This is a genomic window from Streptomyces sp. NBC_01335, assembly GCF_035953295.1.
In the GTDB taxonomy this organism is placed as follows: Bacteria; Actinomycetota; Actinomycetes; order Streptomycetales; family Streptomycetaceae; genus Streptomyces.
In genome coordinates this window covers 6,881,860-6,894,593 of record NZ_CP108370.1, presented here as the reverse complement: position 1 = coordinate 6,894,593, position 12,734 = coordinate 6,881,860, and the positions used below count along the sequence as shown (strand labels likewise).

Genomic DNA, 12,734 nt, shown 5'->3' with positions numbered 1-12,734 from the left:
GGCATCCGGGCCTCTCGCATGTCCGGGGCGCTCGCGCGTCGGGCCTCTCGCTTGTCCGGGGCGGCTCCGGGCGAGGGGCGCGCTCCAGGCGAGCTGCCGGCACGCTCAGGAGGCCGGGACGGCGGCTTCCACGGCCTTCTTGATACGGAGCCCGAAGGCGGGGGCGTCCTTGCGCGCGGCCTTGACGGCGAAGCCGACCAGGAGCTTGCCGATGCCGTGGCCTTCGAGGACGTTGTAGATCCGCACCCGGGTCCCGCCGTTCCCGGTGGCCTCCAGGTCGTAGCCGCCGTCCGCCGCGGCGACGATGTTCTTCGACTTCTCCTGCCAGCGGACCCGGGTCGGAGCCACCAGTTCCGTAATGGCGAATTCCCGCTGGGTGGTCATTCCGGCGTCCTTGACCGTCGAGCGGAACGTGGTCCCGACGACCGTGGGGCCGGCCGGAGTCTTCTCGATCTTCTGCACGCGCGGGCTGAAGTCCCTGTCGTTCTCGCCGTCGGCGAGATAGGCGAAGACGTCGTCGATCGGACGGTCGATCTCGACGATCGCCTCGAATTGCGTGGCCATGAGTTCCTCCTCGGGGAATGCGCCCAGTCTTCGGTGCGCGCTCCCCCGGCGCACCCGGAACGCCCGCCTCCGGGTGCCTGCGGGGTCAGCCGAGGACCTCGTGGCGGAAGCACCAGCGCCATTCATCGCCCGGCTCGTGGGAGCGCATGACGGGGTGCCCGGAGGACTCGTAGTGGGCGGTCGCGTGGCGCAGCGGCGAACTGTCGCAGCAGGCCACCCGGCCGCAGGTCAGACAGAGCCGCAGGTGCACCCAGTCGTCCCGGCCGACGGCCAGGCAGTCGGCGCAGGCGTCGGCGGGAGGGGCGGGGGCCGGGTCGGTGCCCGCCCGGTCCAGATCGTCGCAGAGAGCCATACGCCGAGCGTACGACCGGGTCCGCCGGGCGGCAGGCCGGGGAGGTGCGGAACGTGCCCGTACGCGCGGGACGGCCCGCTGCCGAGCTGCCGGCGCATGCTGGTTTCCTTGCGGACATGGTCAATCAGCCCCCTGCCCCGGACGCGACGCACGCGTCCGTGCCGTCCGTGACGGCACCCCTCCACCGCGGTATGACCCGCGGCCTCACCCTGTTGTTCGCGGTCTCCGCCGGTGCCGCGGTCGGCAACCTGTACTGGGCGCAGCCGCTGCTCGACGCGATCGGGCGTTCCCTGCACGTCGGTCCCGGACCGGCCGGACTGCTGGTCACCCTCACGCAGATCGGCTACGCGGTCGGGGCGTTCCTGGTGGTACCGCTGGGCGACCGGCTCGACCGCCGCCGTCTCATACCCGGGGTCATGCTGGCGTCGGCCGTCGCCCTGGCGGGCTGTGCGGCGGCGCCGGGCTTCGCGGTGCTGCTGGTGGCGCTCGCTCTGGTGGGGCTGACCACGGTGGCCGGCCAGCTGCTGGTCCCGCTGGCGGGTGACCTGGCGGGTGACGACCAGCGCGGCCGGGTCGTCGGCACCGTCGTCTCCGGAATCCTCTCCGGAATCCTCGTGTCCCGGACGGTCAGCGGGCTGGTGGCCGACGCGTTCGGCTGGCGCGCGATATACGTGGTGGCGGCGGTGCTGACGGTGGCGCTCGCCGCGGTGCTGGCGCGGGTGCTGCCGGCGGTCCCGCCCAAGGCGTCCGCCCGCTATCCGGCCCTCCTGAAGTCGGTGCTCACCGCGGTGGGCCGTCACCGGTCGGTGCGGATCACCCTCGTCCTGGGCGCCCTCTGCATGATGGTGTTCACCATGTTCTGGACCTCGCTGACCTTCCTCCTCAGCGCCGCCCCGTTCGGCTACTCGGTGACCCGGATCGGGCTGGTCGGTCTCGTCGGCCTGGCGGGTGCGCTCGCCGCCCAGCGGGCCGGCCGCCTGCACGACCGGGGATGGTCGGTACGCGGCACGGGTGCGGCTCTGCTGCTGGCGCTGGCCGCGATCGTGCTCGCCGGGTTCGGCGGCCACTCGATCGTCGTCGTGCTGATCGCGGTACTGCTGCTGGACATCGGCATCCAGGGGAGCAACGTCCTCGGCCAGACCCGGCTGATGGGTGTGGAGCCGCAGAGTCGCAGCCGGCTGAACACCGCCTTCATCTCCGGCAACTTCCTCGGCGGCACGATCGGTTCGGCGCTGGCGTCCGTTCTCTGGCAGGGCGGCGGGTGGACCGCGGTGATGACCGGCGCGGGTGTTCTCCTCGCCGTCGCGCTGATCGTGTGGGCCTGCGCCCGGCGGACGCTGTCGGCCGTCTGACCTCCCGGGCGGGACGCGCGGGCCCCGGGCCGTGTGTCGCATCCCGCCTGTCCGCACCCGGCCCGGCCGAGCGCGTACGGCGCTGGAGGACCCGATGTTCCGGGTCCCCAGCGCCGTACGGTCAGCGGTGCCTTCGCGCCGGGTGCGGCTACTTCACGGTGTACGACGCGGCCGCCGGGGAGACCGCCGCCGGACGGATCACCTTGAGGCCGCCGGGGGCCTTGGCGTCGGGCTTCATGATGACGCTCTGCCGGGTGGAGGGGGCCTTCGGGTCGGTGAAGTCGTGGGACATTCCGAAGTCGGCGCCGTAGCCCTTGATGGTGAGCAGGGCCTTGTCGACACCGTCGCGGGTGAGGTCCTTGGCGTCGCAGGCCTTCTTCAGCGCCTCGCCGTAGACGGAGGCGGCGGTCCATCCGGCGACGACGCCGTTGTCGAGGCCGTCCTTCGGGTAGGCGGCCGTGTACTCCTTCGCCAGCTTCGCCGGTCCGGCGCCGGGGTCGCCGATGGGGAGGGTGGAGGCGGCGACGTAGTAGTCGGCCAGCAGGGCGGGGCCGGCCGGGGTCGCGAGCAGCTGCGGTGCGAAGGCGGAGTTGTTGCCGACGACCGGGACCTTGAAGCCGGTCGCGGCGGCGACACCGACGAGCGAGGCGGCCTGGCGGGGGCCGGCGCTGACGATGATCGCCTTGACTCCGGCCTGCTTGAGCGCCGAGACCTGCGCGGTCATGTCGTTGTCGGTGGGCTTGATCTTCTGCTCGACGACGGTGAGGCCGGACTGCTCGGCCGCGTACTTCGCCCCGGCGAGCGCGTTCTCGCCGTAGTCGCCCTCGAAGTACACCTGGCCGATCTTGTCGCCCTTGGCGATGCGCTTCTCGGTGAGGAGGTAGTCGATCAGGTTGATCGTCTCGACGTCGTACGTGGCGCCGATGACCCGGACGTACGGGGAGCCGAGCAGGTTGGCCGACCAGGCCTGCGGCAGCACCACGCCGTGGTCCTGGCCGTCGATGCGCTGCTCGACGGCGGCGACGAACGGCGAGCCGATGAACTGGGTGAAGCCCAGAACCTCGGGTGCGAGCTCGGTGTAGGCGGAGATGGCCTTCTGCGGGTCGTAGCCGTGGTCGCGTACGGTCAGCTCGATCTTCCGGTCGCAGATCCCGCCGGCGGCGTTGGTCTGCTTGACCCAGAGCTGCTGGGCCTGGGTGACGCTCTTGCCGAGCGAGGCGTACACCCCGGTCATGTCGGTCAGCGCGCCGAGGGTGATGGTGGAGTCGGTGACGCCCTGGCCGGTTTTGACGCCGCCCTTGTCCGCCTCCGTGTCCTTCCCCTCGGTGGCTTTTCCGCTGCACCCAGCGAGGGTGAGGGCGAGAGCCGCGACGACGGCTCCGAGAACACGCTTTCTCATTTCTTCTCCCCTGATTTCTTCGGACGCGTAAGGCCACCGGGCATGAACAGGACCACCGCGACGACCGCGGCGCCGTAGAGATAGCGGGACGCCTCACCGGGTGCGATTCCGCCCGTACCGGGGGCGGAGACCAGCGGGAGGGACTCGCTGTAGTGGGTGAGCACCTGCGGGAGCAGGGAGACGAAGACGGCGCCGACCACGGCCCCGGCGACGGTGCCGAGACCGCCGATGACGATCATGGCGAGGTATTCGAGCGAGAGGGCCATGCCGAAGTACTCGGGGACGGTCCGCTGGAAGACCAGGGCGAGCAGGACGCCCGCGAGGCCCGCGTACATGGACGAGAGGACGAACACCCCGGCGCGGTACCGGGCCACCGGGACACCCATCACCCCGGCGGCGATCCGGTGGTCCCGGATGGCGTTGAGCGCCCGGCCCGGCCTGCCGCGCAGCACGCCGCGGGCGAACACCCCGCTGAGCACGAGGGCGGCGAGGGCCACGTACCAGAGCTTCTCGGAGGACCCGAACGGCACGGCCGCGACGACGAGTTCGGAGTCGTCGAAGGTGAACCCGAAGACCGACAGCGGGGGAACGGCACGGCCGTTGAAGCCGCCGGTGAGCGAGCCCGCGTTGAACAGCACGTGCTGGCCGATGAAGATGAGCGCGAGGGTGGCTATGCCGAGGTAGGCGCCGCGCAGCCGGGCCGCGATCGGGCTGAAGATCCCGCCGGCCAGCCCGGCCAGCGCCACGGCGAGGATCGCGGCGAGCCAGGTGGGCAGGCCGAGTCCGGTGAGACTGTGGCCGTTCGCCTCGCTCGGCTCCCCCGCGAAGACGCAGTAGCCGTACGCGCCGACGGCGAGGAAGAAGCCGTGTCCCATGGAGAGTTGGCCGGTCGCCCCGGTCAGCAGGTTGATCCCGATGGCGCCGATCGCGGCGGCCATCGCGAACAGTCCGGCCTGGAGCCAGAAGCGGTCCAGGTAGAACGGCAGCACCAGCATCAGCACCGAGCCGGCGAGCCAGAGGTACGGGCGCGGGCTGCGGAGGCGTTCGCCGTACGTACGGGCCGAGGGGACCCGGGTGTGTGGCGCGGTGGTCGGGGTGAGGGTCCGGTCGGGCGTGGTCTCAGACACGGGCCGGCTCCTTCGTGCCGAAGAGTCCTGCGGGCCTGATCAGCAGCACGATCAGCATCACCAGGTAGGGCGCGAGGTCGCCGATTCCCCGTCCGAGGAAGGAGAGATCGCTCTGGTAGCCCGTGGCGAAGGACTCGGTGACGCCGACGAGGAGTCCGCCGGCGAGGGCTCCGGTGGTCGAGTCGAGGCCGCCGAGGATCGCCGCGGGGAACGCCTTGAGCGCGGCGAGCGAGGTGGCCCGTTCGAGTCCGGGGGTGGGGAACACGGTGAGGAAGAGGGCGGCGACGGCGGCGAGCGCCCCGGCCACCGCCCACGCGGCGAGCGAGACCCGGCCGAGCCGGATGCCCATCAGGGCGGCGGTCTGCGGGTTCTCCGCGGCGGCGCGCATCGACACGCCCCAGGAGGTGAAGCGGAAGGCGAGCAGGAACACGGTGATGAGCAGCGCGGCGGCGACGAAGGCGGCGATCCGCGTCTGGGCGAGGGTGACCCCGCCGACGGTGACGACGCCGCTCCCCCAGGGGTCGCCGAGCGGCAGCACGTCCGTGCCCATGCGCCGGGTGAGTTCGGTGGTGAGGAGGATGTCGACGCCGATGGTGACGATGGCCAGCACGCTGTGGTCGCTGCCCCGGTAGCGGCGCATGACGAGGAACTCGACGGCGGCGCCGACGACCGCCGCGCCCGCGATGCCGACGGCGAGGGCGGGCCAGAAGCCGATGTCGTCGTGGAGCACCGCGGTCACGTATCCGCCGGCGAGCAGCAGGGAGGCGTGGGCGAAGTTGACGACCTCGGTGGCCTTGAAGATGACGACGAAGCCGAGGGCGATGAGGGCGTATACGGAGCCGATGGAGAGGCCGCCCAGGAGGAGTTCGACGAAGGTGGTCATTCCTGTTCTTCTCCCAGGTAGGCGCGGACGACGGCGGGGTCGTTCTGTACTTCGACGGGGGTGCCGCCGGCGATCCTGCGTCCGAAGTCGAGTACGGTCACGGCGTCCGCGAGCCGCATCACGACGCCCATGTCGTGTTCGACGAGTACGATGGAGATGCCGAGGCTGTCGCGGACTCCGGCCACCACGGCGGCGGTCCGGCGGCGTTCGTCGGCGGTCATGCCGGCGACGGGTTCGTCCAGGAGCAGCACCTCGGGTTCCATGCAGAGCGCCCGGCCGAGTTCGACCAGCTTCTGCGCTCCGTACGGCAGGGCGCCCGCGGGCCGGTCCAGCTCGGCTTCGAGGCCGATGAACGCGGCGATCTCGTGGACCCGTTCGAGGTGGCGGCGCTCCTCCCGGGCGGCGGACGGCAGCCGGAGTCCGGCGGCGACGAATCCGGAGCGCATCAGCCGGTGCCGTCCGAGCAGCAGGCTCTCGGCGACGGTGGCGTGCGGCGGGAGCGCGAGGTTCTGGAAGGTGCGGGCGACGCCGAGGGCGGCGATCCGGTGGGCCGGCAGCCCGGTGAGTTCGGTGGTGCCGAGGTGCACGGTGCCGGAGGTGGCGCGGTAGACGCCGGAGAGTACGTTGAACGTGGTTGATTTTCCTGCGCCGTTGGGGCCGATGACCGCGTGCACGCTGCCGGGTTCGACGGTGAAGGAGATCCCGTCGAGGGCGGTGAGCCCGGCGAACCTGACGGTCACGTCGCGGACGGTGAGCGGGGCGGGCGAGCCGGGGCCCGGTGCCGTGGCGGAGGTGGGGACGGATGCGGTGGTCACGCCGACCACCTGCGCAGCGTGCGGGAGGCACCGGCCGCCGCGTCCTCGGCCGCCGTCTCGTCGACGACGCCGAGGTAGCGGCGGCGCACCTCGTCGGTGGCGGCGAGTTCGGCGGCCGGTCCGCCGAGGGCGACCTCGCCGACGTCGAGGACGTACGCGGTGGAGGCGAGGCGCAGGGCGATGGCCGCGTTCTGCTCGACGAGCAGCACGGAGGTGCCGCCCGCGTTGATCTCCTGGACGGTCTCGGCGATCTTCGCCGCCATCAGGGGGGCGAGGCCGAGGGACGGCTCGTCGAGCAGCAGCAGGCGCGGGCCGGCCATCAGCGCGCGTCCCATCGCCAGCATCTGCTGTTCGCCGCCGGACAGCAGTCCGGCCTTCTGGTGCGCGCGCTGGGCGAGCACCGGGAACAGCTCGTGGACGCGGGCGAGGGTGCCCGCCGCCTCCTTGCGTCCGCCGCGGGCTCCGAGGGCACCGGCCCGCAGGTTGTCGGCCACCGTCATCCGGGCGAACACCTGCCGCCCTTCGGGTACTTGGACCACTCCGGCGGCGACCACCTGTGCGGGCCGCAGCCCGTCCAGGGGGCGGCCGTCGAAGTGGATGGTGCCGGTGCCGCTTCCGCGGTGGAAGCCGAGGGTCCGCGAGACGGCCCGCAGCAGCGTGGTCTTGCCCGCGCCGTTGCCGCCGAGTACGGCGGTGATCGTGCCGGCCGGCACGTCGACCGAGACGTCCCGCAGGGCCCGTACCGGGCCGTAGCCCACGGACAGCGAGCGGATCTCCAGCGTTGCCATGCGTCCTCCTCCTTCCGCCTGCTCGTCGTGGTGTCGTTCTCTTCCGGGTCCGGCCGGGTCCGTCGTGACCGGGGACCGCGCCGCTCCTCGGGCGGCCGGCCGCCGTGCGGGCCGGTACCGGTCCGCACGGCGGGGCACTCGGGGCGGGTGGCGGTGACTCCGGTACGGCGTCCCGCTCCCCCGGCTCCACAGACCAGCACCGCCCCCGCCGCACGTCCACGGCGCGGGGCGGACTCGATGCGGGCGACCAGTGAGGGCGCCGCCGGGTTGTGCGCGCGCACAGAGGCGGCGCCCTCCGGTCCGCGCGGGGCGGGTCCGGTGTCATCCTCGCCACGACGCGGGCCTCCCGGCTCGCGGTAAGGGGGGAGCGGATGGCATGGTGCGAGGACGAGCCGGCTCAGGCACTGCTCGGCGCGCTGTTGTCGGGACCGGTGACACCGGAGCTGGCCGGTCGGGCGGCGGCCGCCCTGGACCTGCCCGAGCGCGGGAGGTACGCGGTCGTGGCGTGGCCGGCGACCGGGAGCGGGGCCCCGCGCCCCGGGTGCGAGGGCCGGGGTACGGCCCCGGGGGGCGAGCGTCTCCGGTTTCTCAGGCATCCCGGACCCGGGCACGACTTCGCCGTCGCCCTTCTCGGCGAGCGGGAACCGGCCTCACTGGCACGGTGGTTGAACGAACTGGATGCAGGACGGGCAGGGGTCGGCCCGGCCGTGGAGGGCCTGGCCGGGCTGCCCGGTGGCCGACGGCTCGCCGAGGTGGCCCTGCTGACCTGCCCGCCGGACGGCGTCACGGCCGTGACGCTGGAACAGCGCCTGCCCGCAGCGTTGTTGGTGAGTCAGCCGGAGCTGGCGGACCTTCTGGTCACGGGTGCGCTGGGTCCGCTGCTGGCGCTCGCCCAAGGCGAACGTGAGGTGCTGGTGGGGACGTTGGACGTATGGCTGGAATGCGGCGGGTCGCCGGGGCGGGCGGCGGTCCGGCTGCACTGCCACCGCAACACGGTGCTCAACCGGCTGCGGCGGCTGGAACGGCTGACCGCGAGATCGCTGTCCCGGCCGCGCGAACTGGTCGAACTGACCCTGGCCCTGGACGCGTTCCGGCTGACGCCGGCATCGAGGCGGACGGGCCCGGTGCGCGCGTACGGCGGCGCACCGGGCCCCGGTGACGGGCCGCCGGTCAGCTGAGGAAGTCGCGGGCGACGGACTCCGCCGCCCGTTCCAGCAGGGGCCCCGCCTGGGCCATGGAGACGGCGGGGTCGGGCTCCAGGTCCGCCAGGGCGTAGGCGCGCGCGATGCCCGCCTTCTCCAACTCCTCTTCGGTCAGCGCCAGTCGGCCGCACACCGCGACGACCTGGACACCGGCGGCGCGGGCCGCGGCCGCGACACCGGCCGGGGCCTTCCCGTGCAGGGTCTGCTCGTCGAGCGATCCCTCGCCGGTGACGACGAGCGTGGCACGGGCCAGCGCGGGAGCGAACCCCAGCACGTCGAGCATCACCTCGATACCGGGGCGGAACCGGGCCCCGAGCCCCACCAGCGCGCCGTAACCGATGCCGCCGGCCGCTCCGGCGCCGGGCAGCGTGGCCTGCTCGGCGCCGAGTACGGCGGCGTAGCGGGAGAGCGCGGCGTCCAGGACCGCGATGTCCTCGACGGTGGCCCCCTTCTGGCGTCCGTACACAGCGGGGGCGCCCTTGGGCCCGGTCAGCGGGTTGTCCACGTCGCTGGCGAGCACGAGGTCCACGTCGGCCAGGCGCGGGTCGAGTCCGGAGAGGTCGGCCGTCGCGATGCGCGCGAGGCCGCCGCCGCCGGGGCCGACCGGGGCGCCGTCCTCGTCCAGGAAGCGGGCGCCGAGCGCGGTCAGCATGCCCGCACCGCCGTCCGTGGTGGCGCTGCCGCCCACGCCGAACACGATGGTCCGGGCGCCGTCGTCGAGTGCGGCCCGCAGCAGTTCGCCCGAGCCGTGGGTGGTCGCGGTGAGGGGGGCGAACACGCCCGGCGGCAGGTGCTGGAGCCCGGACGCCTCCGCCATCTCCACCACGGCCGTGGTGGAGCGCAGCGCGTACGCGGCGACCACGGGATCACCGAGCGGACCGGTCACCCGGGCTTCCCGGCGCTCGAACCCGGCGGCGAGCGCGGCGGCGACCGTGCCGTCGCCGCCGTCCGCCACGGGCAGCGTCTCCACGTCCAGTCCGGGGACGACGCGTAGCAGTCCGGTGGTCACCCGCTCCGCGACCTGCGCCGCCGTGAGGGAACCCTTGAACTTGTCCGCCGCGACCAGCACCCGCGCGGTCACCATCTCTGCTGCTCCGTCCGCCACCCTGCATCCTTCGCTATCGAACAGGCTCTCGTGCCGCTCGACCCTATCCGCAGCCACCCGGTATGCCCATGGTCAGGGCCCGGTTGCGCCGGGACGCGCCCGACGGGCCGCGCGTGAGGCGTGCGGCCCGTCGTGGGGAGAGCGTCGATGGGTTCAGGTGGGTTTCGTGAGCGAGGTGAGATGGGCGAAGACGACGACGTTGGCGGAGTAGCCGGTCTTCTTGTCGAAGCGTCCGCCGCAGGTCAGCAGCCGCAACTCCGGGCGGTTCGTCGCCCCGTACACCTTGTCGTCGGGGAACTCGCTCTTCTTGTAGGTCTTGACGGTGTCGACGGTGAAGACCGCCGTCCGCCGGTCGGCGCGCCGGACCTTGACGACATCGCCCCTGCGCAGGGCGTTCAGGTTCAGGAAGATGGCGGGGCCGGTCGCGGTGTCCCGGTGACCGACGATCAGAGCCGTGCCCGCCTCTCCCGGTGACGGCCCGTCCTGGTACCAGCCCGCCACCTTGGGCCGGTTGAGGGGCGGGGCGCCAAGCCGGCCCTTGGCGTCGAGCTTCAGGCCGACGAGCGGGGCCTCGATGTAGATGGCGGGGATCGCGACCTTCACCGCCCGGGAGGGGCTCAACGGTGGGTGGGATTCGGGGATGCGCTCGGGCATGCGGTGCGGAGCTCTCCGGAACGGCGGCGACCCGCCGCCCGCGGCATCGGAGCCGCGGGCGGCGGCATGCGCCGTCGCATCGTCGGACGCGTCACCGCATACGTGGACGATGCCTGCCACGAGGGAGAAGGTCGCGCACAGCGTCAGAGTGAGACGACATGCGCGACTCGGCCCTCGGCGCCGCCGTCGCGGAGTGTTACGCCTCGCCACGGGCGCGTCGGCGAGCCGCCCGGCGGGCCAGGACGAGCCCGCCGAGTCCGGCCACCCCGGCCGCCACGGCAGCGGTGGTGCCCGCACCCGGGCCGGAGTCGCCGTCGTAGCTCGCGGTCTCCAGGGTGGGGACGCCACCACCGCCCGCGGGGACACCGCCGGAGGGACGGGCGCTGGTGTCGGCGGCCTGCGTGTCGGCGATCACGCCGTCGGCGGCTGTGGTGCCGGCGGCGGCCTGGTTGTCGGCGGCCTGCCCGCCGGCCGTCTGGTTGCGCTCGCCGCCTCGGCCGCCGCGGCTCTCGTCGGGGCAGTTGACGACGAAGGTCCGCTGCTTGGTCAGGCTGCCCGGGACGACCCACTGGAGCTGGTAGGTGCCGTCCGGCAGCTGGTACTGCGGGCTGCGGGCCCTGCCCTGCGAGAGGGGGAGCGTGCCGGCCAGCACGTTCCCGGGCGGGACGGTCAGCGGCAGCTCGGTGACGGTCCAGGCGACGGACTGGAGGGTCTCGAAGTTGTTGGCCGAGAGCCTGAACTGGCAGATCGAGCCGCCGTTCGCACGGCCGTCGCGACCCGCGTTGCGGATCTCCACGATGTTGAGATCGCCGCTGTCGCCGGGGATGGCGAAGGCCTCGGGGGCGAAGGTGAGCGCGATACCGGCGGCCGCCACGAGGGTGCCGGCGCGGAGGGCGTGCGTACGGGTGGAGGCGGAGATGGACATGCGTGACTCCTTGAAGCCGGAACGATTGTCGTACTAATGGGAGGGGCACCCAAGGGATGCCACAGGTGATCCACAGGAGGGGATCGGCATGACCGACAACCCGTCAGAAATCCCCCCACCGGCCCATAGGCGGCGGGTCGGAAGGAGCCGGGGCGGAAGCTCGCACGACGCGCGGACACCACCCGCGGGACAGCCCTTAATCTGGCGCGGTGACCACAACTGACGACTACGCCACCTACATCGCAGGTCTGCCCCGCGTCCTGGCGGGTGCGGCCTGCCTCTTCCGCGACGCGACGGGCCGGATCCTGCTGGTCGAGCCGAACTACCGGGACGGCTGGGCGCTGCCCGGCGGAACGATCGAGTCGGACACCGGCGAGGGACCCCGGGCCGGGGCGCGGCGCGAGACCGCGGAGGAGATCGGCCTCGACCTGGAGCCGGGGCGGCTCCTGGTGGTGGACTGGGTACGCGGCCCGGCCCGCCCGCCCATCGCGGCGTACCTGTTCGACGGCGGGGTGCTGAGCGAGGCGCGGCTGGCGGCGATCGTCCTCCAGGAGGAGGAACTCCTGTCCTGGAAGCTGGTGGAGCGTTCCGCCCTCCCGGAGCACCTCCTCGGTACGCTCCTGCGCCGGGTGGAGGCCGCGCTGGCGGCGCTCGACTCGGGCACCGGAGCGGTCGAGCTGGAGGACGGCGTGCCGCCCGTCCTCTGACGGGCCGTCCGCGCGGGGAAATCCGGTCGTCGGACGGGTTTCCGCTCCGTAGTCTCCCCGCATGACTCTCGTCGCGATCCTCAGCGGTGCCGGCGTCTCCACGGACTCCGGCATCCCCGACTACCGCGGTCCGGACGGGGTGTGGACGCGGGACCCGGAAGCCGAGAAGCTCGTCACGTACGACTTCTACATGGCCGATCCGGAGATCCGCCGCCGCTCCTGGCAGATGCGCCGCGCCGCCGCGGCGTTGAACGCCCGTCCGAACGCGGCCCACCGCGCGGTGGCGGACCTGGAGCGGTCCGGCACCGCGGTACGGGTCCTCACGCAGAACATCGACGGACTGCACCAGGAGGCGGGGCTCTCCGCGCGCAAGGTGGTCGAGCTCCACGGCACCGCCCACGAGGTGGTCTGCACCCGGTGCCACGCCCGCTCCCCCATGGCCGACGCGCTGCGCCGGGTGGAGGCGGGCGAGGCGGACCCGGCGTGCGCGGTCTGCGGGGGGATCCTCAAGTCGGCGACGGTCATGTTCGGCGAGCGGCTGGACCCGGAGGTGCTGGCACAGGCGGTGGCGATCGCCAAGGGGTGCGAGGTGTTCGTCGCGGTGGGTACGACGCTCCAGGTGCATCCGGCGGCCGCGCTCGCCGGTCTGGCCGCCGACCACGGGGCCCGGCTGATCATCGTGAACGCGGAACGGACCCCGTACGACGACCGGGCCGACGAGGTGGTGCGCGAGCCGATCGGTACGGCGCTCCCGGCCCTGCTGGAACGGCTGGCGGCGGGCGGGGTGGGCGGTGCCGGCTGAGTCTCTGCCGTGCGGGTGGGGTAGTGTGGAGGGCTGCGAAGGGGAGTAGCCCCGAAAAC

14 protein-coding genes are annotated in these 12,734 nt (G+C 73.1%); 4 read left to right on the top strand and 10 right to left on the bottom strand.

The features are described from left to right. Nucleotides 1-105: 105 nt before the first annotated feature. Both OG599_RS29460 and OG599_RS29455 read right to left on the bottom strand, forming a co-directional pair. On the bottom strand, nt 106-564 hold the full coding sequence (locus OG599_RS29460) for an SRPBCC family protein (RefSeq protein ID WP_327178999.1): 459 nt from the start codon (nt 562-564) through the stop codon (nt 106-108). Nucleotides 565-649: 85 nt separating this feature from the next. Continuing rightward, on the bottom strand, nt 650-916 hold the full coding sequence (locus OG599_RS29455) for a UBP-type zinc finger domain-containing protein (protein ID WP_327178998.1): 267 nt from the start codon (nt 914-916) through the stop codon (nt 650-652). Nucleotides 917-1,032: 116 nt separating this feature from the next. Here OG599_RS29455 and OG599_RS29450 point away from each other — a divergent pair, with 116 nt between their 5' ends. Next, complete coding sequence (locus tag OG599_RS29450) at nt 1,033-2,268, top strand: MFS transporter (protein ID WP_327178997.1); 1,236 nt, start codon at nt 1,033-1,035, stop codon at nt 2,266-2,268. Between the two features lie 148 nt (nt 2,269-2,416). On the opposite strand, the gene OG599_RS29445 is transcribed toward OG599_RS29450, so the two are convergent. From OG599_RS29445 to OG599_RS29425, 5 genes are read right to left on the bottom strand one after another with little or no spacing between them, the layout of a single operon-like run. Next, a complete protein-coding gene (locus OG599_RS29445) occupies nt 2,417-3,667 on the bottom strand; it encodes an ABC transporter substrate-binding protein (protein ID WP_327178996.1) in 1,251 nt (416 codons plus the stop codon). After that, nucleotides 3,664-4,794, bottom strand: coding sequence for a branched-chain amino acid ABC transporter permease (locus OG599_RS29440; RefSeq protein WP_327178995.1), 1,131 nt, complete (start codon nt 4,792-4,794; stop codon nt 3,664-3,666). Before OG599_RS29440 ends, OG599_RS29445 begins: the two co-directional genes overlap by 4 nt. After that, complete coding sequence (locus OG599_RS29435) at nt 4,787-5,677, bottom strand: branched-chain amino acid ABC transporter permease (protein WP_327178994.1); 891 nt, start codon at nt 5,675-5,677, stop codon at nt 4,787-4,789. Before OG599_RS29435 ends, OG599_RS29440 begins: the two co-directional genes overlap by 8 nt. Then, the gene (locus OG599_RS29430; RefSeq protein ID WP_442809581.1) at nt 5,674-6,492 is read right to left on the bottom strand and encodes an ABC transporter ATP-binding protein; all 819 of its coding nucleotides are present in this window, start codon (nt 6,490-6,492) and stop codon (nt 5,674-5,676) included. The genes OG599_RS29435 and OG599_RS29430 overlap by 4 nt, the downstream gene beginning before the upstream one ends. Further along, nucleotides 6,489-7,280 carry an ABC transporter ATP-binding protein gene (locus OG599_RS29425; RefSeq protein WP_327178993.1) on the bottom strand — a complete coding sequence of 264 codons (792 nt, stop codon included), beginning with the start codon at nt 7,278-7,280 and terminating at the stop codon, nt 6,489-6,491. The genes OG599_RS29430 and OG599_RS29425 overlap by 4 nt, the downstream gene beginning before the upstream one ends. A gap of 371 nt (nt 7,281-7,651) precedes the next feature. Between OG599_RS29425 and OG599_RS29420 the strand changes: the two genes are divergently transcribed. After that, nucleotides 7,652-8,458, top strand: a complete 807-nt coding sequence (locus OG599_RS29420; RefSeq protein WP_327178992.1) for a helix-turn-helix domain-containing protein — start codon at nt 7,652-7,654, stop codon at nt 8,456-8,458. Here OG599_RS29420 and OG599_RS29415 read toward each other — a convergent pair. The 3 genes from OG599_RS29415 to OG599_RS29405 form a co-directional block, all read right to left on the bottom strand. Further along, a complete protein-coding gene (locus OG599_RS29415; protein ID WP_327180232.1) occupies nt 8,451-9,566 on the bottom strand; it encodes a glycerate kinase in 1,116 nt (371 codons plus the stop codon). The genes OG599_RS29420 and OG599_RS29415 overlap by 8 nt on opposite strands. A 174-nt stretch (nt 9,567-9,740) precedes the next feature. Further along, nucleotides 9,741-10,388, bottom strand: a complete 648-nt coding sequence (locus OG599_RS29410; protein WP_327180231.1) for a class F sortase — start codon at nt 10,386-10,388, stop codon at nt 9,741-9,743. A gap of 49 nt (nt 10,389-10,437) precedes the next feature. Next, entirely contained in the window at nt 10,438-11,166 is a 729-nt protein-coding gene (locus tag OG599_RS29405) for a hypothetical protein (protein ID WP_327178991.1), read from the bottom strand. Nucleotides 11,167-11,375: 209 nt separating this feature from the next. Here OG599_RS29405 and OG599_RS29400 point away from each other — a divergent pair, with 209 nt between their 5' ends. Then, a complete protein-coding gene (locus tag OG599_RS29400; RefSeq protein ID WP_327178990.1) occupies nt 11,376-11,873 on the top strand; it encodes an NUDIX hydrolase in 498 nt (165 codons plus the stop codon). Between the two features lie 61 nt (nt 11,874-11,934). Beyond that, nucleotides 11,935-12,675 carry an SIR2 family NAD-dependent protein deacylase gene (locus OG599_RS29395; protein WP_327178989.1) on the top strand — a complete coding sequence of 247 codons (741 nt, stop codon included), beginning with the start codon at nt 11,935-11,937 and terminating at the stop codon, nt 12,673-12,675. The last annotated feature ends 59 nt before the right edge of the window (nt 12,676-12,734 follow it).

Excerpts from the sequence above, each read along its gene's own strand:
- OG599_RS29460 (WP_327178999.1), bottom strand. The coding sequence starts at position 564 with ATGGCCACGCAATTCGAGGCGATCGTCGAGATCGACCGTCCGATCGAC.
- OG599_RS29455 (WP_327178998.1), bottom strand. The coding sequence starts at position 916 with ATGGCTCTCTGCGACGATCTGGACCGGGCGGGCACCGACCCGGCCCCC.
- OG599_RS29450 (WP_327178997.1), top strand. The coding sequence starts at position 1,033 with ATGGTCAATCAGCCCCCTGCCCCGGACGCGACGCACGCGTCCGTGCCG.
- OG599_RS29445 (WP_327178996.1), bottom strand. The coding sequence starts at position 3,667 with ATGAGAAAGCGTGTTCTCGGAGCCGTCGTCGCGGCTCTCGCCCTCACC.
- OG599_RS29435 (WP_327178994.1), bottom strand. The coding sequence starts at position 5,677 with ATGACCACCTTCGTCGAACTCCTCCTGGGCGGCCTCTCCATCGGCTCC.
- OG599_RS29425 (WP_327178993.1), bottom strand. The coding sequence starts at position 7,280 with ATGGCAACGCTGGAGATCCGCTCGCTGTCCGTGGGCTACGGCCCGGTA.
- OG599_RS29420 (WP_327178992.1), top strand. The coding sequence starts at position 7,652 with ATGGCATGGTGCGAGGACGAGCCGGCTCAGGCACTGCTCGGCGCGCTG.
- OG599_RS29415 (WP_327180232.1), bottom strand. The coding sequence starts at position 9,566 with ATGGTGACCGCGCGGGTGCTGGTCGCGGCGGACAAGTTCAAGGGTTCC.
- OG599_RS29405 (WP_327178991.1), bottom strand. The coding sequence starts at position 11,166 with ATGTCCATCTCCGCCTCCACCCGTACGCACGCCCTCCGCGCCGGCACC.
- OG599_RS29395 (WP_327178989.1), top strand. The coding sequence starts at position 11,935 with ATGACTCTCGTCGCGATCCTCAGCGGTGCCGGCGTCTCCACGGACTCC.